General features: G+C 73.2%; 23 protein-coding genes. 10 read left to right on the plus strand and 13 right to left on the minus strand.

Annotation, left to right across the window (positions count from 1 at the left end; genetic code table 11):
• From ACZ5CZ_RS04885 to ACZ5CZ_RS04900, 4 genes are read left to right on the plus strand one after another with little or no spacing between them, the layout of a single operon-like run.
• Positions 1–693 carry a polysaccharide deacetylase family protein gene (locus ACZ5CZ_RS04885; protein WP_385847543.1) on the plus strand — a complete coding sequence of 231 codons (693 nt, stop codon included), beginning with the start codon at positions 1–3 and terminating at the stop codon, positions 691–693.
• Complete coding sequence (locus tag ACZ5CZ_RS04890; RefSeq protein WP_468939220.1) at positions 690–1865, plus strand: glycosyltransferase; 1176 nt, start codon at positions 690–692, stop codon at positions 1863–1865. Before ACZ5CZ_RS04885 ends, ACZ5CZ_RS04890 begins: the two co-directional genes overlap by 4 nt.
• The gene (locus ACZ5CZ_RS04895; RefSeq protein WP_468939222.1) at positions 1862–2524 is read left to right on the plus strand and encodes a YveK family protein; all 663 of its coding nucleotides are present in this window, start codon (positions 1862–1864) and stop codon (positions 2522–2524) included. The genes ACZ5CZ_RS04890 and ACZ5CZ_RS04895 overlap by 4 nt, the downstream gene beginning before the upstream one ends.
• Positions 2521–3633, plus strand: coding sequence for a GNAT family N-acetyltransferase (locus ACZ5CZ_RS04900; RefSeq protein WP_385847530.1), 1113 nt, complete (start codon positions 2521–2523; stop codon positions 3631–3633). Before ACZ5CZ_RS04895 ends, ACZ5CZ_RS04900 begins: the two co-directional genes overlap by 4 nt.
• Before the next feature lie 41 nt (positions 3634–3674).
• On the opposite strand, the gene ACZ5CZ_RS04905 is transcribed toward ACZ5CZ_RS04900, so the two are convergent.
• Entirely contained in the window at positions 3675–4886 is a 1212-nt protein-coding gene (locus ACZ5CZ_RS04905) for a glycoside hydrolase family 26 protein (RefSeq protein WP_468939226.1), read from the minus strand.
• Between the two features lie 144 nt (positions 4887–5030).
• On the opposite strand from ACZ5CZ_RS04905, the gene ACZ5CZ_RS04910 reads away from it, so the two are divergent.
• Positions 5031–6377, plus strand: coding sequence for a carboxylate--amine ligase (locus ACZ5CZ_RS04910; protein WP_468939229.1), 1347 nt, complete (start codon positions 5031–5033; stop codon positions 6375–6377).
• Positions 6377–7636 (plus strand): FAD-dependent oxidoreductase, encoded by a 1260-nt coding sequence (locus ACZ5CZ_RS04915; RefSeq protein ID WP_385847534.1) that lies wholly within the window; start codon positions 6377–6379, stop codon positions 7634–7636. The genes ACZ5CZ_RS04910 and ACZ5CZ_RS04915 overlap by 1 nt, the downstream gene beginning before the upstream one ends.
• A 42-nt stretch (positions 7637–7678) precedes the next feature.
• Here ACZ5CZ_RS04915 and ACZ5CZ_RS04920 read toward each other — a convergent pair whose 3' ends face one another.
• From ACZ5CZ_RS04920 to ACZ5CZ_RS04930, 3 genes are all read right to left on the minus strand, one after another.
• A complete protein-coding gene (locus tag ACZ5CZ_RS04920; protein WP_468939232.1) occupies positions 7679–8617 on the minus strand; it encodes a chaplin family protein in 939 nt (312 codons plus the stop codon).
• Between the two features lie 123 nt (positions 8618–8740).
• The gene (gene chpD, locus ACZ5CZ_RS04925) at positions 8741–8968 is read right to left on the minus strand and encodes a chaplin ChpD (protein WP_385847544.1); all 228 of its coding nucleotides are present in this window, start codon (positions 8966–8968) and stop codon (positions 8741–8743) included.
• Positions 8969–9256: 288 nt separating this feature from the next.
• Positions 9257–9667 (minus strand): rodlin, encoded by a 411-nt coding sequence (locus ACZ5CZ_RS04930; protein ID WP_385847537.1) that lies wholly within the window; start codon positions 9665–9667, stop codon positions 9257–9259.
• 201 nt (positions 9668–9868) lie between these two features.
• On the opposite strand from ACZ5CZ_RS04930, the gene ACZ5CZ_RS04935 reads away from it, so the two are divergent.
• Complete coding sequence (locus ACZ5CZ_RS04935) at positions 9869–10279, plus strand: rodlin (RefSeq protein ID WP_387053864.1); 411 nt, start codon at positions 9869–9871, stop codon at positions 10277–10279.
• A 209-nt stretch (positions 10280–10488) separates the two neighbouring features.
• Positions 10489–10896 (plus strand): rodlin, encoded by a 408-nt coding sequence (locus tag ACZ5CZ_RS04940; protein ID WP_385843847.1) that lies wholly within the window; start codon positions 10489–10491, stop codon positions 10894–10896.
• 77 nt (positions 10897–10973) lie between these two features.
• On the opposite strand, the gene ACZ5CZ_RS04945 is transcribed toward ACZ5CZ_RS04940, so the two are convergent.
• From ACZ5CZ_RS04945 to iolC, 8 genes are all read right to left on the minus strand, one after another.
• Positions 10974–11828, minus strand: coding sequence for an ABC transporter permease (locus ACZ5CZ_RS04945; protein WP_385843846.1), 855 nt, complete (start codon positions 11826–11828; stop codon positions 10974–10976).
• The gene (locus ACZ5CZ_RS04950) at positions 11825–14470 is read right to left on the minus strand and encodes an alpha/beta fold hydrolase (protein ID WP_468939238.1); all 2646 of its coding nucleotides are present in this window, start codon (positions 14468–14470) and stop codon (positions 11825–11827) included. Before ACZ5CZ_RS04950 ends, ACZ5CZ_RS04945 begins: the two co-directional genes overlap by 4 nt.
• Positions 14471–14581: 111 nt before the next feature.
• Positions 14582–15994 (minus strand): APC family permease, encoded by a 1413-nt coding sequence (locus ACZ5CZ_RS04955; RefSeq protein WP_385843843.1) that lies wholly within the window; start codon positions 15992–15994, stop codon positions 14582–14584.
• Between the two features lie 386 nt (positions 15995–16380).
• A complete protein-coding gene (gene mmsA, locus ACZ5CZ_RS04960) occupies positions 16381–17883 on the minus strand; it encodes a CoA-acylating methylmalonate-semialdehyde dehydrogenase (protein WP_468939241.1) in 1503 nt (500 codons plus the stop codon).
• Positions 17884–17899: 16 nt separating this feature from the next.
• Positions 17900–19777, minus strand: a complete 1878-nt coding sequence (gene iolD / locus ACZ5CZ_RS04965) for a 3D-(3,5/4)-trihydroxycyclohexane-1,2-dione acylhydrolase (decyclizing) (RefSeq protein WP_385843841.1) — start codon at positions 19775–19777, stop codon at positions 17900–17902.
• Positions 19774–20610: a 5-deoxy-glucuronate isomerase gene (gene iolB, locus ACZ5CZ_RS04970; protein WP_385843839.1), complete on the minus strand. Its 837-nt coding sequence runs from the start codon at positions 20608–20610 to the stop codon at positions 19774–19776. The genes iolD and iolB overlap by 4 nt, the downstream gene beginning before the upstream one ends.
• A gap of 7 nt (positions 20611–20617) precedes the next feature.
• On the minus strand, positions 20618–21496 hold the full coding sequence (locus tag ACZ5CZ_RS04975) for a Cgl0159 family (beta/alpha)8-fold protein (RefSeq protein ID WP_468939604.1): 879 nt from the start codon (positions 21494–21496) through the stop codon (positions 20618–20620).
• Between the two features lie 101 nt (positions 21497–21597).
• Positions 21598–22548 (minus strand): 5-dehydro-2-deoxygluconokinase, encoded by a 951-nt coding sequence (gene iolC, locus ACZ5CZ_RS04980; protein ID WP_385843837.1) that lies wholly within the window; start codon positions 22546–22548, stop codon positions 21598–21600.
• A 283-nt stretch (positions 22549–22831) separates the two neighbouring features.
• On the opposite strand from iolC, the gene ACZ5CZ_RS04985 reads away from it, so the two are divergent.
• On the plus strand, positions 22832–23026 hold the full coding sequence (locus ACZ5CZ_RS04985; RefSeq protein WP_385843835.1) for a helix-turn-helix transcriptional regulator: 195 nt from the start codon (positions 22832–22834) through the stop codon (positions 23024–23026).
• Positions 23027–23094: 68 nt separating this feature from the next.
• Positions 23095–23670, plus strand: a complete 576-nt coding sequence (locus ACZ5CZ_RS04990) for a GNAT family N-acetyltransferase (protein WP_385843834.1) — start codon at positions 23095–23097, stop codon at positions 23668–23670.
• On the opposite strand, the gene ACZ5CZ_RS04995 is transcribed toward ACZ5CZ_RS04990, so the two are convergent.
• The gene (locus ACZ5CZ_RS04995) at positions 23667–24716 is read right to left on the minus strand and encodes a zinc-dependent alcohol dehydrogenase family protein (protein WP_468939247.1); all 1050 of its coding nucleotides are present in this window, start codon (positions 24714–24716) and stop codon (positions 23667–23669) included. The two genes, ACZ5CZ_RS04990 and ACZ5CZ_RS04995, sit on opposite strands and share 4 nt — an antisense overlap.
• Positions 24717–24737 lie beyond the last annotated feature (21 nt).

Here is a 24737-nt window from a genome sequence, read left to right on the forward strand (position 1 = left end):
ATGTACCACTCGGTCGGCGACTGCTCCGACGACCCGTACCGCATCACGGTCACCCCGGACCGGCTGGACGGGCAGCTGCGCTGGCTGCGCGAGCGCGGACTGCGCGGGGTGTCGGTGGCGGAGCTGCTCGCCGCGCGGGCCCGGGGCGCGGGCCGCGATCTGGTGGGCCTCACCTTCGACGACGGGTACGCCGACTTCCTCGACAACGCGCTGCCCGTGCTGACCCGTCGGCAGTGCACGGCCACCCTGTTCGTGCTGCCCGGCCGGCTCGGCGGCGACAACGCCTGGGACCCGCTCGGGCCGCGCAAGCCGCTGCTGACCGCCGACGGCATCCGGCGCGCCGCCGACGCGGGCGTGGAGATCGGCTCGCACGGCCTCACCCATGTGGATCTGACCCGCGCCGACGACACCCTGCTGCGGTCCGAGGCCGCCGAGAGCCGCGCCCTGCTGGAGAAGCTGACCGGCGCCCCGGTCACCGGTTTCTGCTACCCGTACGGCACGGTCGACGAGCGGGCGGTGCACGCCGTCCGGGAAGCCGGCTACGGCTACGCCTGCGCCATCGACCCCGGGGCGCTGAACGGCCCGCACGTGCTGCCCCGGGTGCACGTCGGCCAGCGCGACACCGCCGTACGGATGTTCCTGAAGTACCGGCTGCACCGGCTGCGCAGGCGTCCCGTCGCGGGGCTGCGATGAGGGCGCTGCACATCATCACGGGCCTCGGCGTCGGCGGCGCGGAACAGCAACTGCGGCTGCTGCTGCGGCATCTGCCGGTCGAGTGCGAGGTGGTCGCGCTGACCAACCCCGGCCCGGTGGCCGACGGTCTGAGGGCCGACGGGGTGCGGGTGGTGCACCTGGGCATGGCCGGCAACCGGGACCTGGCCGCGCTGCCCCGGCTGGCCCGGATCATCCGGCGCGGCCGCTACGACCTGGTCCACACCCATCTCTACCGGGCCTGCCTGTACGGCCGGATCGCCGCCCGGCTGGCCGGCGTCCGGGCGGTCGTCGCCACCGAACACTCGCTGGGCGACTCGCAGATGGAGGGACGCCCGCTCACCGCGGGGGTGCGCGCGCTGTATCTGCTGGGCGAGCGGCTCGGCCGGTCCACCGTCGCCGTCTCCCCCACGGTCGCCGGGCGGCTCGCCCGCTGGGGGGTGCCCGGGCCGCGGATCGCGGTGGTGCCCAACGGCATCGACCTGGCGCGGTTCGCCTTCGACCCGGCGGCCCGGCTGCGCACCCGGGAGCTGCTCGGGGTGCCCGCCGACGCGTTCGTGATCGGCGGCATCGGCCGGCTCGCCCCCGGCAAGCGGTTCGACGTGCTGGTCCAGGCCCTCGCCCGGCTCCCCGCCGACTGCCGGCTGCTGCTGGTCGGGGGCGGACCGGAGGAGGGCGCCCTGCGCCGGGCCGCGCGGGCGGCGGGGGTGGCGGACCGGGTGCTGTTCACCGGCGAACGGCCGTACCTGCCGGACGGCTCGCCCGGCCCGGACCTGCCCGCGCTGACCGCCGCCATGGACGTGCTCGCCTCCCCGTCCCCGGAGGAGGCGTTCGGCCTCGCGGTCGTGGAGGCGCTCGCCGCCGGACTGCCGGTGCGCTACACCTCCTGCCCGGCCCTTCAGGACCTGCCGCCCGCCGCCGCCCCGGACGCGCTGCGCGTGCCGTGCGACCCCGGCGCCTACGCCGACGCGCTCGCCGGGGTCCGCGCCCGGGGCCCCGGGCCGCGCACCGCCCCCGAGGCCGCCCGCCACTACTGCATCACCCGCAGCGCCGCCCGCCTCCTGGACGTCTACGCGGCGGCGCTCAGCCGTACGGCACCCGAAGTCCGTACCGCACACGAAGTCCCGACCCAGCAGAAAGCCGGCCCGTCATGACCGTCACCGAGAACCCCACCCAGCAGTCCCGCCCCGCCCGCCCCGCCCGCACCCGCGCGCTGCCGCCCTGGTCGCTGGTGGCGGCCGGGGTCCTCGCGGGCGGTCTGCTCGGCGGCGGGTACGGGGCGCTGAAACCCCCGGCGTACACGGCGACCAGCTATCTCATCGCCGTACCCACCCAGCGCTCGGACACCGCCGCCGCGCAGGGCTTCGCGCAGGCCTACGGCCGGGTCGCCACCCAGCTCGCGGTGCTCGGCGACGCCCAGGCGCGGGCCGGGGTGCCGGTGCGCACCCTGCGCGACAGCGTGCGCAGCGAGACCTCGCCGGACGCGCCGATGGTCGCCGTCTCCGCCACCTCCCCCCGCCCGGGCCGGGCCGCCACGATGGCCAACGCGGTGGCCGGGGCGCTGGCCCGGCAGGCGAACGCCACCAAGGCCGACACGCACGTCACGCTGCTGGAGTTCTCCCGGGCGGTGCCGCCGGCCGCGCCGTCCTCGGCGTCCCCCGCGGTGACCGGGCTGGTCGGGGCGAGCGCGGGCGGACTGCTCGGCGGGCTCGCGCTGCTGGTGAGGCCGCGGCGCCGTCCGGAGGAGGAGCCGGCCCGTCCGGCCGCGGTGCCCGGCCCGGCCGCGGCCGCCGACGCCCACGGCCGGCTGTGACGGCCGTCGGGACGGCGCACACCACCTGGGCCGCCGAACTCGTCACCTCGGAGGCCGGGTTCGCCGCGCTGGCCGCGGACTGGGCCCGGCTGCACGGGCGGTGCGCCGCCGCCACCCCGTTCCAGAGCCACGCGTGGCTGCACTCGTGGTGGCTGTCGTACGGCAGGCACGGGCGGCTGCGGCTGGTGCTGGTGCGCGCGGGCGGTGAGCTGGTCGCCGCCGCGCCGCTGATGCTGGTCCGCCGCCCGCTGCCGGCGCTGGTGCCGCTCGGCGGGGCGATCTCCGACTACGCGGACGTGCTGCTGGACGACTCCGACGACGGGCGCGCGGCCGACGCGCTCACCGGGGCGCTGGCGGACGCGGCCCGCACCGCGCTGGTCGACTTCCGCGAGGTCCGGCCGGGCGGCGCGGTGGAGCGGGTCTACGACCGCTGGTGCGGGCCGCGCCGTACGGTGCCCGACTCGCTGTGCCTGGAGCTGCCCGCCCTGCCGATGGACGGGCTGGTGGCCCGGCTGCCGTCGAACAAGGCGCAGCAGCGGGTGCGGGCCAAGCTGCGCAAGCTGGCCGCGCTCGGGGTCGAGCGGCGGGAGGTGGCGCCCGAGGAGGTGGAGGCGGCGCTCGGCCGGCTGCTGGAGCTGCACCGGTTGCAGTGGCAGGGCCGGAAGGTGACGGCCGAGCATCTCCAGCCCCGGTTCCGCGCGCACCTGGTGCGTGCGGTCGGTCCGATGGTGCGGTCCGGCGACGCGGTGGTCACCGAGTTCCGGCTGGACGGCGAGGTGGTGGCCGTCGACCTGACCCTGCTGTCCCGCGGTCTGGCCGGCGGCTATCTGTACGGCGCCCATCCGGGCCTGCGCGAGCGCAAGGCGGACGTGGCGGTGATGCTGCTGGACGCGTGCGCCGAGCGGGCGGGCGGGCGCGGGACGCTGAGCCTGCTGCGCGGCGACGAGCCGTACAAGCACCACTGGCGCCCCGAACCGGTCGTCAACCGCCGGCTGTTGCTGGCCCGGCGACGCACCTCCCCGCTGCTGACGGCCGCGCTGTGCGACGCGGCCGCCCGGCAGCGGGGCAAGGAGGTGCTGCGCCGGTGGAGACGACGCCAGCAGGACTAGCGGGACCGACGGGACTGACGGGACTGACGGGACCGACGGGCCTAGCGGGTGCGGGACCACCAGTCGAAGCGGATGCAGAGCTTGCCGCCGAGCCAGTACTCGACCCAGTCGCCGAGGTCCAGCGGCGAGCAGTTGGCCGGGTGCGTGGGCGTCGGGACCGGGGTCGGTGTGACCGGCGGGGTCGGCGTGACCGGAGTCGGCGTGACCGGGGCCGTCGGGGTGACGGGAGCCGTCGGCGTGACCGGGGCCGGCTGGTCGGTACGGCCGGACAGGGCCGTCCGGTAGATCTGCGACGCCCTGGGGTTGGCGGAGCACTGCCACACGCCGTGCGGGCAGTAGTCCGTCAGCGTGTTGTACAGCGGCCGGTGTTCGGCCATCCAGGCGAGCATGCGGCGCATGTACTCGGCGTCGTCACCGTTGCGGAAGAGCCCCCATTCCGGATAGGAAATGGGCTTGCCGTGGGATTTCGCGAAATCCACGTGCTGCTGGAGCCCGTACGGCTCTTTCACCTGCCGGTCGAACGACTCCCCGGTCGGCTGGTCGTAGGAATCCATTCCGATGATGTCGACCGTGTCGTCGCCGGGGTAGCACTCCGTCCACGGTACGGCGTCCCGGCCCCGGCTCGGCGTGAAATCGAACCGGAATTTCTGGCCCGGCACCGAACGCATGGTGGTGACGATCCTGTTCCAGTACCTCTTCCAGTTCTCCGGGTCCGGACCGCAGCGATGGGTGTACGTCGTGCCGTTCATCTCCCAGCCCAGCACGATCACCGTGTCCGGCACGTCCAGCCGCACCAGCCGCTCGGCGAGCGCCCGGAAGTGCCGGTCGAAGGCGCCGGCCGCGCCCTGGCGCAGCAGCCACCGCACCTCGAAGTCCGGCACGTTCTCCTCGTTGCGCTCCTGCATGGGCACGTTGAGGACGAGCGTCCGGTCGGCCTTCTCCCGCCGCCAGTGCGCCCAGACGTCCAGGAAGCCGGGCGGTCCCTCGATGTCCTGCCAGCGGCCGCCGGGCAGGTAGGTGTGAGCGACCTTCAGCTCGGCCCCGCCGAGCCAGCGGCTCAGCTCGGCCATGCGGGCCACCCCGAGCGGCCCGGAGTCGAGAAAGGCACCGAAGGGCGGCGCGCCGGGTTCCGGCGCCGTGGGCGTGGGCGTCGCCGCGAACCCGGGACCGGCCGCCAGGGCGACCGACGCGACGACCGACGCCGCCGCCACGGCCAACCGCCGGGAGCGGTCCCGTCGCGCTTGTGGAGCCATGCCTGCTCCTCTCTCCACTCGACTGTTCAAGCACCTTGCTCTCCCAGTTATTGACACACAGTCATATCAATATGAATTCCGCGCGCCTGGTTACGGCTTTCAGGTGACCCGAACACCTCGAACGAGAAGAAAGAAGGAATGCCCGTGTCGCTGCTGGACATCCGCGTCCCCGCAGTTCTGCTGCGGATCGACCGGAATCCCTTTCACCACGGCACCCTGGGCGCCGTGCGCTCGCTGGGCAGAGCCGGGGTGGAGGTGCATGTCGTCGCCGACGCCGACCGGAGTCCCGTGGCGAAATCCCGTTTCGTACGCCGGCTGCACCCCCCGCCGCCGCCCGGCGCCTCCCCCGACGACATCGCCGCCGCGCTGCTCCGGGTGGCGTCCCGGGTCGCGCGGCCGGCCGTGCTGATCGCGCTGGACGACGCGAGCGCCGTCGCGGCCGGCCGGCTGCGCGAGGAGCTGGCGCCCGCCTATCTGCTGCCGCAGCAGCCCGGCGCGCTCCCCGAGCACGTGGCCGACAAGGCCCAGCTGGCCGAGGTCTGCGCCGCCGCCGGCATCCCGCACCCGGTGACGCTGCTCCCGGACAACGCCGAGGACGCGGCGGCGGCCGCCTGGCGGCTCGGTCTGCCGGTGGTGGCCAAGTGGAGCCGCCCCTGGCTGGTCCCGGCCGGCGGCGGACTGCGCTCCACGGTGCTGGTGCACTCGGCGCGCGAGGCCCGGGAGCTGTTCCTGCGCTCCGCGGAGGCCGGCTGCCCGCTGCTGCTCCAGCAGTTCCTTCCCCCGGGCCGGGACCGCGACTGGTTCTTCCACGGATACGCCGACCGCACCGGCGCCGTCCGGGCCGGCGGCCCCGGCCGCAAGCATCTGGCCTGGCCGCGCGGTGCCGGGCTCACCGCGGTCGGCCAGTGGACCCCCAACCCGCAGGTCACCGCGCTGGCCGAGCGGCTCACCGCCGAGCTGGGCTACCGGGGCATCTTCGACCTGGACTTCCGCCGCTGCGGCAGCACCGGCCGCTACCACCTGCTCGACTTCAACCCGCGCCCCGGTGCCCAGTTCCGGCTGTTCACCGACAGCGCCGGGCTGGACGTCGTACGCGCGCAGCACCTGGACCTGACCCACCGCCCGCTGCCGGACGGACTGCCGCTGCCCGGGCGGGAGTTCGTGGTGGAGAACTACGCCCCGCTCGCCGCGCTGCGGCCCGCGCCGCAGGGCCGGGAACTGGCCTGGCACGCGGCCGACGACCGGGCGCCGGGCCGGGCGCTGTGGACGCTGTGGGGCCGGCATGCGGCGGGCCGGCTCGCCGAGCGCCTGCGGATCCCCACCCGCTCGGCACGGCGGGAGCAGCTGCCCCCGTCCCCGCTGCCGGTCCACCGGCCGGGCGGCGCCTTCCCCGACGGCCTCCACCTCGGTGACGGCCTGCACCTCGGTGACGGCCTGCACGACGGCCTGCACGACGACTTCCGCGAGGACGAGAGAGCGAGCAGCTGCTGATGTACGACCTGCTGGTGGTGGGCGCGGGCCCGTACGGTCTGTCGATCGCGTCGCACGCCGCCGCGGCCGGGCTGGACGTCCGCGTCCTCGGGCGGCCCATGGCCTCCTGGCGCGAGCACATGCCCCGCGGGATGTTCCTGAAGTCGGAGCCGTGGGCCTCCAACCTGTCCGATCCCGAGGGCCGCTGGCGGCTGGACGTCTTCTGCGCCTTCCGCGGTATGACCGCCCGGCACGCCGAGCCGATCCCGCTGGAGGTGTTCGCCGAGTACGGCCTGTGGTTCGCCCGCAACGCCGTGCCCGCCGTCGACGAACGCATCGTGACCCGGCTGGCGCCCCGCCCCGACGGCTTCGCGGCCGTCACCGAGGACGGGCAGACCCTGACCGCGCGGACGGTGGCCCTGGCCGTGGGCGTGCTGCCGTTCACCGAGATCCCGGCCGCGCTGCGCGGGCTGCCCCCCGAACTGGTCTCGCACAGCAGCGACCACGCCACCCTGGACCGCTTCCGCGACCAGGACGTCACCGTGATCGGCGCCGGACAGGCGGCCCTGGAGACGGCCGCCCTGCTCGCCGAACAGGGCTCCCGGGTCAGAGTGCTGGCCCGCGCGGACCGGCTGTGCTGGAACACGGTGCCGCCGCCCTTGCAGCGCCCCTGGTGGCGCAGGGCCCGCGCCCCGCACAGCGGCCTCGGCCCGGGCTGGCGGAACTGGTTCTACGCCGAGCGGCCCGGCCTGTACCGGCGGCTGCCGGAGTCCACCCGGACGAACATCACGGCCGGCGCGCTCGGCCCGGCGGGCGCCTGGTGGGTGCGCGAGCGGGTGGAGCGCCGGGTCGAGGTGCTGCTCGGGCGGGAGGTGGTGGCGGCGCGTGCGGTGCCGGGCGGGCTGCGGCTCGACACCGCGGGCCGGACCGGCACCACGGTGCTGGAGACCGGGCATGTCATCGCGGCGACCGGCTTCCGGGCCACCCGGGAGCGGCTGGGCCTGCTCCAGCCGGAGCTGCGCGCCCTGCTGGCGACGGGTGCCGACGGCGCGCCGGACGTGGGGCTGGAGTTCGAGTCGTCGTACCCGGGGCTGTTCCTGGCCGGACTGATCACGGCCGCGGGCTTCGGCCCGGCGATGCGGTTCGTGCACGGCGCGACCTTCACGGCGGGCACGCTGGTGCGCGGGGTACGGCGCCGGCTGCGCACGGGGCCGGCCGACTGGCGGATCCCGGCGGGCCGCCTCCCCGAGACGGCGATGGCGGAGCCGGTACGGCGCTGAGGGGGGCGGGGTGCCGGGCGCTCGGGTCCGGCACCCGGCACGCTACCGGTGCTGCGCCGCCGACCGGCCTCGGCGGTACAGGACCGCACCGGCCCCGATCAGCAGGGCACTGGCGGCCGAGACCCCCATCATGGCCCGGACGTCACTGCCGGTGTGCGGGAGGGTGGGCGGCTTCCCGGGAGTGGTCTCGCCCCCGCCGTAGGGGGGAGTGGTCTCGCCGCCACCGTAGGGAGGCGTGGTTTCCCCACCGCCGTACGGAGGCGTGGTCTCGCCCCCGCCGTAGGGGGGAGTCGAGTGACCGCCGCCGGGAGGCGTGGTCTCACCGCCGCCGTAGGGAGGCGTGCTGTGGCCACCACCCGGGGGCGTGGAGTGGCTGCCGCCGGGGGGCGTGGAGTGACCGCCGCCGGGCGGGGTGGTCTCGCCGCCGCCGTAGGGAGGGGTGCTGTGGCCGCCGCCGGGGGGCGTGGTCTCACCGCCGCCGTAGGGAGGCTGGGTGGTGTGGTCACCGCCGCCATAGGGAGGCTGGGTGGTGTGGTCACCGCCGCCATAGGGAGGCGTGGTGGTGTGGTCACCGCCGCCGTACGGAGGCTGGGTGGTGTGGTCACCGCCGCCGTAGCCGGGCGGGGTGGACTCGTGGCCGCCGTACGGGGGCCCGTAGTCGTCGGAGTCGCCGTAGCCCGGGCCGTCGTCGCCCGGTACGTCACTGTGCGGACTGCCACCGTGCGCGGACGAACCGTGCCCGTTGACACAGGAGTTGCCGAACGCCGGGTTCAGCGCAGCGGCCGCGTCCACGGAGTTGCCGCAGACGTTGACCGGGACGTTCACCGGGACCTGGACGTTGTTGCCGGACAGCACGCCGGGCGAACCCTGGGCCACGCCGTGCGCGTGGGAGTCGGCGAGCGCGACGCTGCCGCCGTACAACGACAGCACGCCGGTCGCGGCGGCGGCCACGACCATGCCCTTGCTGAGGGTCTGTCGCAATCTCGTTGTCTTCCTGCTCGAAGATGTGGGAAGGCCGGCCCCGGAACGAAGAATCGACAGATCGACGGTCCAAGGCCGGCCAGAACGCAGCCGGTGGGCTGGTGGTGCGTGGGGCGACGAACCTCAGTCGTTCACGCAGGTGTTGCCGAAGGCCGGGTTCAGCAGGCCGATGACGTTGATGCTGTTGCCGCAGACGTTGATCGGCACGTGGATCGGAATCTGGACCACGTTGCCCGACAGGACACCCGGGGAACCGACGGCGGCGCCCTCGGCACCGGCGTCGGCGAAGGCGGGGGCGGCCCCGCCCAGGGCCAGGATTGCGCCGGCGACGACAGCAACGCTCTTCTTCATGAGATTTCCCTTCTCCGCGGCCATGCCTAATTGACGGCCGAAACCGAGCGAGCACAGCTTCAACGGCTCGCACCATGACCGGCAGGCTGTAAAACGAGGGATAGACAGCGGAGGAAACTCTGGAACGCGCGTCGCCCCGTAATTCACTCGAATGCCCTCAAGGAATTGACGGTTCGGCAGAGAAACGCTTCTTCTACAGGAACGACGAACGAACGACGGCGGCCGCCCGGGCGGCGGTGCGGTGCGAACACCGGCACGCCGTCCGGGCGGCCGCCCGGGGGACACGGCTCAGTGGTTGCCCGCGCCGTTGCCCGCCAGGACCGAGATGTCGTCCAGGATGTGCGACAGCGCCTCGTCGTCCTTGGCCTGGGTCGAGTTCTCGGTGCACTCCTGGTACTGCGGCGAGGACAGGATCGGGATGTCCTGCACGCCGATGTTGAGCAGAGCGAGAACCGACTGGACGTTGACCTTCGCCGGCAGGCCGACACAGAGCTTGTTGAGCGAGCTCTGGACCAGCGTGGCCTGCGGGCTCAGGTTGCCCTTGGTCACGTTGTTGCCGAACGCCTCGTGGGCACCGTTGCCGCTGAACGACGTGGTGCCGTGGTCGTTGCCGATGGCAAGCGCCTGGGGGGCTGCCGCCGCCGACACACCGACGAAGGACGCGGCGACCGCCGCCGCGGCCATTGCCTTCTTCAGCATTTCGCAAATCCTTTCCTGGCTCCACGCCAAGACGCATCTTCCTGCCCCCGCATCAACCGAACCCACGGGAATTGGTTGCGGGGCATCACCCATTCAGACCCGCATTGGGCCATCGGAGTGAACACCAGCAACCCTTTGATGCGATCTGCGGTTGACCCAGGTTGCTCCGGTGGACGGGGTTACTTCAGAAGGGAATGACAAGTGATCAAGAAGGTTCTGGCCTCCGCCGCGGTCGCCGCCGCCGCTGTAGGCGCCTCTGCCGCCGTCGCGTCGCCGGCCCTGGCCATCGGCAACGACCACGGCACCACCTCTTTCAGCGGCAACGGCGCTTCCCAGGCGTTCGGCAACTCCGCGACCTACGGCAACATGAGCCCGCAGATGGCGCTCATCCAGGGCTCCTTCAACAAGCCGTGCATCGGCCTGCCGGCGAAGCTGAACGCCCAGTCGATCCTCGCCCTGGTCAACGTCGGCGTGCAGGACATCCCGATCCTGTCCTCGCCGCAGAACCAGCAGTGCACCGAGAACTCGACCCAGGCCAAGGGCGACGAGCCGCTGTCGCACATCCTGGACGACATCTCGGTCCTGGCCGGCAACGGCACGGCCAACCACTGAGCCACCCAGGGCCCCGCACGGGCCGTCGACGGGCCGCCGATCTCCTCGGCGGCCCGTCCGCGTTTTCCGGGCTTTCCGGCGCGGGGCGCTCGTGCACTCATCGGACTGCGCTGGGCCGATCGGGGCATATAGCGCAACCCCGGCGTGGCCCGGGCAGTTGACGATCACGCAGCTCCTCCCCGGAGTCCGCCTTTCGAAAGGGAACGAACATGAAGAAGCTGTGGGCAACCGCGGCTGTAGCCGCCTCCATCGCCGGCCTCGCCGGGGCGGCGGCCCCTCAGGCCCTTGCCATCGGTGACGACCACGGCACCACGTCGTTCAGCGGCAACGGCGCCAAGTCGTCGTTCGGCAACTCGGCCACCTTCGGCGACATGAGCCCGCAGCTCTCGCTGGTCCAGGGTTCGCTGAACAAGCCGTGCATCGGCCTCCCGGCGAAGGTCAACGTCCAGTCGCTGATCGCCCTGATCAACGTCGGCGTCCAGGACATCCCGATCCTGTCCTCGCCGCAGAACCAGCAGTGCACCGAGAACTCGACCCAGGCCAAGGGCGACGAGCCGCTGTCGCACATCCTGGACGACATCTCGGCCCTGTCCGGCAACGGCGCCGGCAACGGCTGAGCAAGCGCACCGCGACGGCGGGTCACCGGTTTCCGGTGGCCCGCCGTTTCGTCGTGTACGGCCCCCCGCGCGAGGCCCTAGGAGACGATGTCCTTGCGGGCGAATCCTCTGAAGGCCAGGGCGAACAGGACCACCGCGTAGGTCACGGAGACCGCCGCGCCCTGGGCCATGCCGGACCACTCGGGGTGCGGCTGGACGATGTCGGCCCAGGCGAACTGCCAGTGCGCGGGCAGGAAGTCGCGCCAGTGGCCGAGGGCGGTGACGGCGTCCAGGACATTGCCGACGATGGTCAGGCCGACGGCGCCGCCGACCGCGCCGAGCGGGGCGTCCGTCCTGGTCGACAGCCAGAACGCCAGCCCGGCGGTGACCAGTTGGGACACGAAGACGTACGCCACCACGACCGCCAGGCGCTGTGCCGCCGTACCGGTGTCGAGCGCGCCGCCGGTGGGGATCTGCAACGGCCCCCAGCCGTAGGCGGCCGTGCCGGCCGCGAGCGCCACGACCGGGAGCAGCACCATCGCGGCGAGGCTCAGCCCGAGGGCGACGGCCAGCTTGGACCACAGCAGCCGGGCCCGGGGCACGGGTGCGGCGAGCAGATAGCGCAGCGAGGACCAGCTCGCCTCGGAGGCGACCGTGTCCCCGCAGAACAGGGCGACGGGGATGACGAGGAGGAAGCCGGCCGAGACGAACAGGTTGACCGCGGCGAAGTTGGCGCCGGACGCGGTGGCCGTGTCCATCAGGGTGATCTGGTTGTTCCTGCTCGACGGGTTCCCGCCGATGGCAAAGGCGATGAGCAGCACGAACGGCAGGGCGGTGAGGATCGCCCCCATGACCAGGGTGCGGCGCCGCTTCAGCTGCCGGGCCAGCTCCACCCGCAGGGGCAGGGTGCGGCCCGCCCGGTAGCCGGAGGCGGCCTCGGTGAGCGTGCTCATGCGGAACCTCCGATCAGGGTGAGGAAGGCGTCTTCGAGGCGGCGGTGCGGGCCGACCGAGGCGACGGGCACCTCCAGCCGGACCAGCTCCACGACGAGCTGCTCGGCGGTGCCGCCGGGTTCGAGCCGGACCAGCAGTCCGTCGTCGGTGCGCACGGCCGAGGCGACGCCGGGCAGCGCGGCCACCTTCTCCGCGACCGGTTCCGGGACCGGGGTACCGGTGCCGACGAGGAGGGTGTCGCCGGAGCCGATGATCTCCCGGACGGGGCCTGCCTGGACGAGCCGGCCGCGGTCCATCACCACCAGGTGGGTGCAGGACTGCTCGACCTCGGCGAGGAGATGGCTGGAGACGATGACCGTACGGCCGCCGGCCGCGTAGCGGATCATCACCTCGCGCATCTCGCGGATCTGGGGCGGGTCGAGACCGTTGGTGGGTTCGTCGAGGATGAGCAGGTCGGGCAGGCCGAGCATGGCCTGGGCGATGGCGAGGCGCTGGCGCATGCCCTGCGAGTAGGTGCGCACCGCACGGGCGAGGGCGTCGCCGAGGCCGGCGATCTCCAGCGCCTCGTCCAGGTGGGCGTCCTCGGGCGGGCGGCCGGTGGCCCGCCAGTACAGCTCCAGGTTCTCCCGGCCGGACAGGTGCGGCAGGAAGCCCGCGCCCTCCACGAAGGCGCCGACGCGGGAGAGGACCTGTGCGCCGGGCCGGACGGCGTGCCCGAAGACGCGGATCTCGCCGTCGTCCGGGGTGATCAGGCCCATCAGCATGCGCAGGGTGGTGGTCTTGCCCGCCCCGTTGGGCCCGAGCAGGCCGAGGACCTGGCCCTTCTCCACGCGGAAGGACAGCTCGCGGACGGCGTATCTGTCGGTGGAGCGGGCGTAGCGCTTGGTGAGGCCGCTGATGACGAGGGGCACCTCGGCGAGGTCCGGGTCGGGGGCGGGGGCGTTCGTACGGCGGCGGGCGGTGAGCAGCAGGGCGAGGGCGGCGAGGGCCCCGGCCAGGGGCAGCCACCAGACCCAGGCGGGCAGGGGTGCGGCGGCGGTGGTCACGGCCGGGGCCGTCGGCACGCTCAGGTCTCCCTTGAGGGAGACGGTGTAGGTGGCCGGGGCGGCCGGGGAGGCGTAGCCGAGGTCGGTGGAGGCGAGGACCAGGCGGAGCCGGTGGCCCTTCTGCACCTGGTGGTCGATGGCCGGGAGGGTGACGGTGACGTCCTGGCCCGCCTTGGCGCCGGTCACCCGGAGCGGGGCGACGAGCTGGGCGGGGAGCACCTGCTGGGTGCCGCCGGGGCCGACGTCGTAGACCTTGCCGAACAGGACGGCGTCGCCGGTGCTGGAGGTGACGTGGATGCGGGCGGTGGGGGTGCCGGTGATCTGGAGGTCGCGGGTGAGGGGGGCCGAGTCGAACCGCGCGTACTGGCCGGGGAAGTCGAGGGAGACGCCGACGCCGAGCGCGGACAGCTGGGCGAGGCCGCCGGAGCCGCCGAGGCCGGGCAGCGCGGAGACGCCGGGCGGGGTGGCGCCGGCCGGGTTGGTGATGCGCTGGGCGGAGCCGGTCAGGGCGATGGCGCGCGGGTGGTCGCGCAGGCCGGGGTAGCTCCCGGCGGTGGCGCCGCGCAGCTGCGCGGTGCCGTCGGTGGAGTTGACGCCTCCGGTGCGGCTGATCCGGAACGCCGGGCCGGTGTCCGGCTGCTCGCCGCGCAGGTACCGGTCGAACCAGGTGCGCACCCGGGTCTGGATCCGGCCGGTCTCCAGGTCGCCGCCGTCGTGGCCGCCGGCGATCCAGTCGACGGCCACGGGGGCGCCGTTGGCCCGGATCGCCCGGGCGGCGGCGTCGGCCTGGCCGAGCGGGAACAGCGAGTCCGTCTGGCCCTGCACCAGCAGGGTGGGCACCTTGATGCGGTCGGCGACGGCCGAGGGCGAGCGCTCCTGGAGGAGTGCGCGGGCGGCCGGGTCGGGGGTGCCGGACTCGGCGACCCGGTCGTACATCCGGCACAGGGCGGGTTCGAAGCGGGCGCAGCCGCCGCCGGTGTTGACGAAGATGCCGGCCCACAGCTTCTTGAACACGCCGTTCGGGAACAGGGCGTCGGCGAGGTTCCAGTAGGTGACGGCCGGGGCGATGGCGTCCACCCGGTGGTCGTAGGCCGCGGCGAGCAGGGAGACCGCGCCGCCGTAGGAGCCGCCGGCCAGGCCGACGCGGGGGTCGCCGGGCTGGTCGAGCTGGACCTCGGGCCGCTTCGCCAGCCAGTCGAGGAGCCGGGAGACGTCGGCGACCTCGCCCTTCGGGTCGTTGAGGCCGATTCGGCCGGTGGATCCGCCGAAGCCGCGCGCGGACCAGGTCAGCACCGCGTATCCGTGCCGGGTGAGGTCCTCGGCCTGCTGCCGCAGGTCGTCCTTGCTGCCGCCGAAGCCGTGGGCGAGGAGGACGGCCGGGTGCCGGCCGGCGTCGGCCGGGGTGAAGTACGAGGTGTCCAGGCGGACCCCGTCGACCGCCATGACCTGGTCGGTCCGGTGGACCGGGGGCGTGTCGCCGGACGCGGCGGCCGTCCAGGTGCCGGCGCCGGCCAGCACCACGACGGCGGCCGCGCCGGCGAGGAACCGGCGCGGCCTCTTGAGCAGCCCTCGCGGGGAGAGCCTGCGAAGATCCATGGCTCAACGGTACGGGGCGCCACTGACAACCGGTGAGCCTCAGGGCTGAACGCCGGGCCCTCCCGCAGGAGGACGGGTGGGTCCGGCGTACACCAGGCGTGGTACGGCGGCTCAGGCCGCGGCCAGCTCCTCCTCGGCCCGGACGTCCTCGGGCAGGGAGACCAGCCAGCGGGTCGCGCGGCGCGGGCGGAGGTAGAAGGCCCAGTACAGGGTGGCGACGGCGGTGATGCCGCCGGTCCAGGCCAGGTAGGAGGGGTCCTGCTCGACCAGGATGTAGAGGAGGACCGCGATCAGCAGGACCGGCATGGCCGGCCACAGCGGCATCCGCCAGGCCTGCTTGGCGCCGTGCGCGCCGCGCCGGGCGAGCAGCGCGGCGACGGCCACCAGCAGGTAGAGGCCGGTGACGGCGACGCCGGTGACGCCGTAGAGGGTGTCGAGGTTGACGAAGCAGAGGAACGCGCCGGGGACGCCGACGAGGAGGGTGGCGACCCACGGGGAGCCGGACCGGCCGAGCTTGCCGAGGGCGGTGTTCACGGGCTTCGGCCAGGCGCGGTCGCGGGCCGAGGCGAACAGCACGCGGGAGTTCTGGATGACCATGACGATGCCCGCGTTGATGATCGCGAGGGCGACGCACAGGCTGACGAAGGTGCCGACGGCCGAGTTGCTCCAGGCGATGACCATGCTGCTGATGTCGCCGCCGGTCAGGGTCTTCAGGTCCCCGGCGCCGAGGGTGATGGCGGCGACCGGCACCAGGATGACCACGCTGGAGATGACGAGGGTGGCGAGGACGGTACGGGCGACGTTGCGGCGCGGGTTCTCCAGCTCCTCGGAGAGGTAGACGGCGGTGGAGAAGCCCTGGGTGACGAAGAGGGCGATGGCGAGGCCGGAGACGACCATCATCGCGGTGACGGGGTCGACGTGCGCGTGGTCGCCGGCGACCTGGAGCGTGCCCAGGCTGCTCACCCCGCGGTGCGGGTGGGCGAAGCCGAGCACCGCCACGAGACCGGCGGCGACGACCTCCAGGACCAGGAAGATGCCGGTGATCCAGGCGTTGGCGCGCAGGTCCAGCAGGCCGGCGAGGGTGGCGGCGATCATCACGCCGGCGCCCGTCCAGGACGGGTCGAGGTGGATGACCGGGGCGAGGTAGTCGGCGGTGCCCATCGCGATGACCGGAGGGACGATCATCACGACGAGCAGCGACATCACGAAGGCCAGCCAGCCGGCGAGCCGCCCGGCCAGGGTGGAGACGATGGCGTACTCGCCGCCCGCGCTGGGGATGAGGGTGCCCAGCTCCGAGTAGCAGAAGGCCACGGGGATACAGAGCAGCGCGCCGATGGCGATGCACAGCGCCGTCGCCGTGCCCAGACTGGAGAACAGGTCGGGCACGATCACGAAGAGCGTGGAGGCGGGCGTGACGCAGGACAGCGTCAGCAGGGTGCCGCCGACGACACCGATGGACCGCTTCAGCCCGGGGGAGGAGGCTGTGGCGGTGTCTTCCACGGTCTTCTGGAGCGTGTCGGTCATGCGGCGGTTTCCGATCACTTGAGCGGTGAGGGTGGGGACGGGAGCGCTATCGCCTCCGGCGGATCGTCGTACGTGCTTTTCGTCCGCTCCCGGCGTGCATAGAGAACCCCGACGAAAACCGCCACGTCAATGGCCGTTTACCTTCGGAATCCGCAGTTGCGGAAGAGCCGAGGCCGTATCACTTTCGCAGGCTGCGGAAGCCTGTTGACCCATCCATCAAGCTCTATCGGATGGTGACCTTGCTTTCCATGATCATTTGCTCTTAACTCCTTCGTCACCCGATTCATCCCCACGACACGAGAACCGCAGCGAAGGTTTCAAAAAAATGTCAGGCCGTCCGGTATCCGGACGGCCTGACAAGGGTCCCGCAGAGGGCTCCGAGGGGGTCAGTGGTTGCGCGGGAAGCCCAGGTCCACGCCCGCCGGGGCGTCGGCCGGGTCGGGCCAGCGGGTGGTGACGACCTTGCCGCGGGTGTAGAAGTGCGTGCCGTCGTTGCCGTAGATGTGGTGGTCGCCGAAGAGGGAGTCCTTCCAGCCGCCGAAGGAGTGGTAGCCGACGGGGACCGGGATCGGCACGTTCACACCGACCATGCCGGCCTCGATCTCCAGCTGGAAGCGGCGGGCCGCGCCGCCGTCCCGGGTGAAGATCGCGGTGCCGTTGCCGAACGGCGAGGCGTTGATGAGGGCGACGCCCTCCTCGTAGGTGTCCGCGCGCAGCACGCACAGCACCGGGCCGAAGATCTCGTCCTGGTAGGCCCGGGCGGTGGTCGGCACCCGGTCCAGGAGGGAGATGCCGATCCAGTGGCCGTCCTCGAAGCCCTCGACGGTGTAGCCGGTGCCGTCGAGCACGACCTCGGCGCCCTCCGCGGCGGCACCGGAGACGTACGACGCCACCTTGTCGCGGTGCGCCTTGGTGATCAGCGGGCCCATCTCGGACGCCGGGTCGTTGCCCGGACCGATCTTGATCTTCTCGGCGCGCTCGCGGATCTTCTCCACCAGCGTGTCGCCGATCGCGCCGACCGCGACCACGGCCGAGATCGCCATGCAGCGCTCGCCCGCGGAGCCGTAGGCGGCCGAGACGGCGGCGTCCGCGGCCGCGTCCAGGTCGGCGTCCGGCAGCACCAGCATGTGGTTCTTGGCGCCGCCGAGCGCCTGCACGCGCTTGCCGTTGGCCGAGGCGGTGGTGTGGATGTAGCGGGCGATCGGGGTCGAGCCGACGAAGGAGACCGCCTTGACGTCCGGGTGCTCCAGCAGCCGGTCGACGGCCACCTTGTCGCCGTGCACGACGTTGAAGACGCCGTCCGGCAGACCGGCCTCGCTCAGCAGCTCGGCGATCCGGACCGAGGCCGAGGGGTCCTTCTCGCTCGGCTTGAGCACGAAGGTGTTGCCGCACGCGATGGCGATCGGGAACATCCACATCGGGACCATCGCCGGGAAGTTGAACGGCGTGATGCCCGCGACGACACCGAGCGGCTGGCGGATCGCGGCCACGTCGACCCCGCCGGCCACCTGCGTGGACAGCTCGCCCTTCAGCTGGACGTTGATGCCGCAGGCCAGGTCCACGATCTCCAGGCCGCGCGCGACCTCGCCGAGCGCGTCCGAGTGCACCTTGCCGTGCTCGGCGGTGATCAGCTCGGCGATCTCGTCGCGGTGGGCGTCCAGCAGCGCGCGGAACCGGAACAGGATGGTGGTGCGCTGGGCCAGCGAGGACCGGCCCCAGGTGGTGAAGGCGTCCTTGGCCGCCGCGACGGCCGTGTCCACCTCCTCCACCGACGCGAACGCGACCTTCGTGGTGACCGCGCCGGTGGCCGGGTCGGTGACCGGCCCGTACGTGCCCGACGCGCCTTCGACGGTCTTGCCGCCGATCCAGTGGTTGACGATCTTCGTCATGCCCAGAGACTCCTTCTTACAGATGGCGGCGTCGGGTCGAGACGTGCCGTTCGTACAGCTCACGTGCCTTGACCGCCGACGGTCGGGTCGCGGTCTCGGCCACGGGAACATCCCACCAGGCCTGGGCCGGAGGCGCGCCCGACACTGTGTCGGACGTTTCGGTCTCCACGTAGACACATGTGGGAGTGTCGGCGGCCCGCGCCTCGGCGAGCGCCTCGCGCAGCTCCCGCACGGTCCTGGCGCGCAGCACCCGCATGCCCAGGCTGGCCGCGTTGGCGGCGAGGTCGACGGGGAGCGGGGCGCCCGTGTAGGTGCCCTCCTCGGTCGGGAAGCGGTAGGCGGTGCCGAACCGCTCGCCGCCCACCGACTCCGACAGTCCGCCGATCGAGGCGTAGCCGTGGTTCTGCACCAGCAGCATCTTGATCGCGATGCCCTCCTGCACGGCGGTCACGATCTCGGTCGGCATCATCAGATAGGTACCGTCGCCGACCAGCGCCCACACCTGCCGCTCCGGCGCGGCGAGCTTCACCCCGATGGCGGCCGGGATCTCGTAGCCCATGCAGGAGTAGCCGTACTCCAGGTGGTACTGGTCCGAGGACCGCGCCCGCCACAGCTTGTGCAGGTCGCCGGGGAGCGAACCGGCCGCGTTGATGATGATGTCCGACTCGTCCACCAGGGCGTCCAGCGCCCCGAGGACCTGCGGCTGGGTCGGCCGTACGTCGATCTCGTCGGCCTCGAAGCAGGCGTCGACGCGCTGCTCCCAGCGCTCCTTGTCCTCCGTGTACTCGGCGGCGTAGGCGTCGGCGACCCGGTGGCCGTGCAGCTCCAGCGCCTCGGTCAGCTCGCCCAGGCCGCTGCGGGCGTCGGCGATCAGCGGGTGCGCGGCCAGCTTGTGGCCGTCGAAGGGCGCGATGTTGAGGTTGAGGAAGCGGACGTCCGGGTTCTCGAACAGGGTGCCGGAGGCGGTGGTGAAGTCGGTGTAGCGGGTGCCGACGCCGATCACCAGGTCCGCGGTGCGGGCCAGCTCGTCGGCGGTGGCGGTGCCGGTGTGGCCGATGCCGCCGACGTCCTGCGGATGGTCGTGGCGCAGCGAGCCCTTGCCGGCCTGGGTGGAGGCGACGGGGATGCCGGTGGCGGCGGCGAACTCGGCGAGGGCGTCCTCGGCGCGGCTGTGGTGGACCCCGCCGCCCGCGATCAGCAGGGGCCGGCGCGCCGCGCGGATCGCGGCCACGGCCTCCGCCAGCTCGGTGGGGTCCGCGCCCGGGCGCCGTACGGTCCACACCCGCTCGGCGAAGAACTCTTCCGGCCAGTCGTACGCCTCCGCCTGGACGTCCTGCGGCAGGGCGAGGGTGACGGCGCCGGTCTCCACGGGGTCGCTGAGCACTCGCATGGCCTGGAGGGCGGCCGGGATCAGGGCCTCCGGGCGGGTGACGCGGTCGAAGTACCGCGACACCGGGCGCAGTGTGTCGTTGACGGACACGTCACCCGCGTAGGACACCTCCAGCTGCTGGAGGACGGGGTCGGCGGGGCGGGTGGCGAAGACGTCGCCGGGCAGCAGCAGGACCGGGAGGTGGTTGACGGTGGCCAGGGCGGCGCCGGTGACCAGGTTGGTGGCGCCGGGGCCGATCGAGGTCGTCACCGCGTGGGCGGACAGCCGGTTCGACTGGCGGGCGTAGCCGACCGCCGCGTGCACCATGGACTGCTCGTTGCGGCCCTGGTGGTACGGCATGACGTCGGCGTACTCGACCAGGGCCTGGCCGAGCCCGGCGACATTGCCGTGGCCGAAGATGCCCCAGGTGGCGCCGATCAGCCGCTGCCGGGCGCCGTCGCGTTCGGTGTACTGGGCGGCGAGGAATCGGACCAGCGCTTGTGCGACGGTCAGCCGGATCGTCATCGGTACCCCTCCGTGTGGTCCGGGTGGAAGCAGATCCGCCACTCCCGGGTCTCCCCCGGACCCGCCATGACGTTCAGGTAGTACATGTCGTGCCCGGGCTGGGCGATGGACGGGCCGTGCCAGCCGTCGGGGACGAGTACGGCGTCGCCGGAGCGGACCTCGGCGAGGAGGTCGGCGCCGCCCTGCCGCGAGGGGGACACGCGCTGGTACCCCAGACCGTTCGGGCCGGCGATCTCGAAGTAGTAGATCTCCTCCAGCTCGGACTCCTCGCCCGGCCGGTGCTCGTCGTGCTTGTGCGGCGGGTACGAGGACCAGTTGCCGCCCGGGGTGATCACCTCGACGGCGATGAGCCGGTCGCAGTCGAAGGCGTCGGCCGCGGCGAAGCCGCGCACCTGGCGGGCGCAGCCGCCGCTGCCGCGCTGTTCGACGGGGACCTCCGGCGCGGGGCCGTAGCGGGCGGGGAGTCGTCGCTCGCACTTCGCTCCTGCCAGGGCGAAGCGGCCTCCCGCGCCGGAGGCGATCAGGACCTGGGCGTCCCGGGGTGCGTACGCGAAGTCGGAGACCGACGCGAACACGCTGTCCCGGCCCAGGAGTTGGAACTCGGCCTGCTCAGTTGACGCAGTCTCAATTTGTACGGTACATGCGCCTTCCAGCGGAAGCACGATCCATTCGCTGTCCCCGGTGGTGAACGTATGCGTACCGCCCGGTGTCAACTCCACGACGCGCAGGCTGCTGTACGTCCAGCCGGCCCGCTCGGGACGGATGTCGACGGCGTACCGCCCGGTCGCGGTGGTGCCCGTGGCCAGGTGCAGGTCGGTGGTCGTGCTGGTCATGCGGCCCTCACAGCAGTCCTACGGCGGTGTCCACGGCGGCGGCCACGTCGCCGTCCGCCGGGTACAGCAGCGAGCGGCCGACGACCAGGCCGCGCACGGTGGGCAGGCGCAGCGCGTCGCGCCATTTCGCGTACGCGGCAACCTGGTCCTCGGGGGAGTCGCCGATGTCGCCGCCGAGGAGGACGGCGGGCAGCGTGGAGGTCTCCATCACCCGGGCCATCTCGTCGGGGTCCTCGGTGACCGGCACCTTCAGCCAGGTGTAGGCGGAGGAGCCGCCGAGACCGGAGGCGATGGCGATGGAGCGGGTGACGGCCTCGGCGGACAGGTCGTTGCGCAGCCGTCCCTCGGGGGTGCGGCGGCTGATGAACGGCTCCACGAAGACCGGCAGCCGGCGCGCGGCCATCTCGTCGATGACGCGGGCGGTGGACTCCAGCGTGGTCAGGGAGCCGGGGTCGTCGTAGTCGATGCGCAGCAGCAGCTTGCCGGCGTCGAAGCCGAGGCGCCGGATGTCCTCGGGCCGGTGGCCGGTGAACCGGTCGTCCAGCTCGAAGCTGGCGCCCTGGAGTCCGCCGCGGTTCATGGATCCCATGACCACCTTGTGGTCGAGGGCGCCGAGCAGGAGCAGGTCGTCCAGGATGTCGGCGGTGGCGAGCACCCCGTCCACCCCGGGCCGGGACAGCGCCAGGCACAGCCGCTCCAGCAGGTCGGCGCGGTTGGCCATGGCGAGCCTGCGGTCGCCGACGCCGAGCGCGCCGCGGGCCGGGTGGTCGGCGGCGATGATCATCAGCCGTCCGTCGCCGTTCAGCAGCGGGCGGCGGGCCCGGCGGGCCGCGGCCTCGGCGATCGCCTCGGGGTGGTGGGTACGGACCCGGACCAGCTCGGCGATGTCGACGCGGGGGCGGCCGGAGCCGGGGCGGGGTCCGGCGAGGCCTTCGGGTGCGGTTCCGGAGCCGCCCTCGGTGTGCGTGCCCGCGACCCGGCCGGCCCTCATCGGACCGCTCCGGCGGCGAGCGCGGCGGCCACCTCGTCCGGGGTGGGCATCGCCGAGGAGCACTCCAGGCGGGAGGCGACGATGGCGCCGGCCGCGTTGGCGTGCCGCATGACCGTCTCCAGGTCCCAGCCGGCGAGCAGCCCGTGGCAGAGGGAGCCGCCGAAGGCGTCCCCGGCGCCGAGTCCGTTGAGGACGGTGACGGGCAGCGGCGGAACCTCGGCGGACTCGCCCGAACCGCTGACGGCGAGGACGCCCTTGGGCCCTTGTTTGACGACGGCGATCTCGACGCCCGCGTCCAGCAGCGCGCGGGCGGCCGCGTGCGGCTCGCGCTCCCCGGTGGCGACCTCCACCTCGTCCAGGTTCCCCACGGCGACGGTGGTGTGCTTCAGCGCCTCGGCGTAGAAGGGGCGGGCGGTGTCCGGGTCCTGCCAGAACATGGGCCGCCAGTCGAGGTCGAAGACCGTGGTCCCCGACTTGGCCCGGTGGGCGAGGGCCGCGAGGGTCGCCGTACGGCTGGGCTCCTCGCTCAGGCCGGTGCCGGTGACCCAGAAGATCCGGGCCTCCCGGACCGCGTCCAGGTCCAGCTCGTGGGCGTCGATCTCGAGGTCGGGCGCCTTGGGCTGCCGGTAGAAGTAGAGCGGGAAGTCGTCGGGCGGGAAGACCTCGCAGAAGGTGACCGGGGTCGGCAGCCCGGGGACCGGTGTGACCCAGCGGTCGTCGACGCCGAAGCCGCGCAGCGCCTCGTGCAGATACGCGCCGAACGGGTCGTCGCCGGTGCGGGTGATGACGGCGGTGCGCCGGCCGAGGCGGGCCGCGGCGACCGCGACATTGGTCGCCGACCCGCCGAGGAACTTGCCGAAGGACGACACCTGGGCGAGCGGCACACCGGTTTGCAGCGGATAGAGGTCCACTCCGATCCGCCCCATGGTGATCAGGTCGTACGCCATCGGCTTCCCTTCGTCACGACTCTCCCCGGTGTTGTAGTCCGCGGCGCCGAGCCCTGTCAATGTTTTGTCCGGACATTCGGACTACCTCGTGTCACAAATGCCGCGTTCGTGTCACAGGTGTCGCGTGAACGCCGGTCCTGTGTCACACCCGCCCTACAGCCCCTTCCTCCTGATCACTCTGCGTCGTTCACCCGGCGCAGGCTGGTGATCGCCAGCGCAGCGCCCGGCTCCCCCGACGACCGTCCCCGGCCGCCGCCGTGGCGCGCGCAGGGAGGTGCAACTCATGACCGACCGAAGGCTCTGGTCCTACAAGGAGATCGCGGCGCACATCCGGGTGCAGCCGGACACCGTGCGGTCCTACCGCAAGCATGGACTGCTCCCCCCGCCCGACCATGTGGAGGGCGGCAAGCCCTACTGGTACGACGACACCGTCCGCGCCTGGGTCGCCTCCCGCCCGGGCAACCGCCGCCGCGACTGAGACCGGCCGGAAAGCAGCCGCGGAAAACCCCTTCGTGCCCCACCTCCGTGTGGGGCACAGTGCTGATCATGGACTTCACCGTCAAACCCGTGCTCACCGGCGAGCGGGCCGTGCTGCGCCCCTTCACGGCGGACGACGCCGACGCGATGTGGGAGATCATCGGCGACCCCGAGGTGCTCCGCTTCACCTACGAGCCGTCCACCGAGCTGACCCTGGACATGGTGCGCTCCTGGTACGCCACGTCCAGTGCCCGGCCCGACCGGCTCGACCTCGCGGTCACCGATGCCGCGACGGGCGAGCTGCTCGGCGAGGTCGTGCTGTACGAGGTGGACCGGCACAGCCGCAGCTGCACCTTCCGCACCCTGCTCGGGCCGCGCGGCCGGGGCCGGGGCGTGGGTACCGAGGCCACCCGGCTCATCGTCGGCCACGCCTTCGAACAGCTCGGCCTGCACCGGGTCCAGCTGGAGGTCTACGCCCACAACACCCGGGCCCGCCGCGTCTACGAGAAGGTCGGCTTCGTGACCGAGGGCGTGCGCCGCGAGTTCGCGCTGCGCGACGGCGAGTGGGTGGACGAGGTGATGATGGCCGTCCTCGCCCCGGAATGGGCGGCCCACCGGGGCCACCCCGAGCATGCCATTGGCTAGTTGCGGCGCCAGGGTTCGATGACCGTCACGCCGGGGGCCGGGGTGGTGTCCATCGTCGCGAGGGCTGCCGGGGCCGCGTCGAGGGGGATCGCGGAGGTCACCAGGAGGTCCGGGCGCAGCACCCCGGTGCGGACCAGGTCGAGCATGCCGGGGTAGCCGTGGGCGGCCATGCCGTGGCTGCCGAGGAGTTCGAGTTCCAGGGCTATGGCGCGGGCCATCGGGACCGGGGTGGTGCCGTCGGCCGAGGGCAGCAGACCGACCTGGACATGCCGGCCGCGGCGGCGCAGGGAGGCGACCGAGGCGGCACAGGTGACCGGTGATCCCAGGGCGTCCAGGGAGAGATGGGCGCCGCCGCCGGTCAGCTCCCGGACGGCGGCGGCCGGATCGGCCACGCCGGTGGCGTCCACGCACTGGGCCGCCCCGAACGTCCGCGCCAGCTCCAGCGCGCCGGGCGCTATGTCGACGGCGATCACCCGCGCGCCCGCGGCCGCCGCGATCATCACGGCGGACAGTCCGACCCCGCCGCAGCCGTGCACCGCGACCCACTCCCCCGCCGCGACCCGGCCCTGCTGCACCACCGCGCGGAAGGCGGTGGCGAACCGGCAGCCGAGCGCGGCGGCCGTGCCGTAGGCCATGTCGTCGGGGAGGGCGACCAGGTTGACGTCGGCGTGGTCCAGTGCGACGTACTCGGCGAAGGAGCCCCAGTGGTGGAAGCCGGGCTGGGTCTGCCGCTCGCACACCTGCTGGTCACCGGCGGCGCAGGCCGGGCAGGTGCCGCAGGCGCAGACGAACGGCACGGTGACCCGGTCGCCGGGGCGCCATCCGGTCACCCGCCCGCCCACCGCCTCGACGACACCGGCCAGTTCGTGACCGGGTACGTGCGGGAGGGTGATGTCCGGGTCGTGGCCCATCCAGCCGTGCCAGTCGCTGCGGCAGAGGCCGGTGGCCTCCACGCGGACGACCACTCCGTGAGCGGCGGGTTCCGGGTCGGGTACCTGCCGTACCTCGGGCTGCTCGCCGTAGCGGTCGAAGACGACTGCGCGCATCGGGGTGTGCTCCTTTCGGGG

The organism is Streptomyces sp. NPDC031418 (assembly GCF_055581605.1).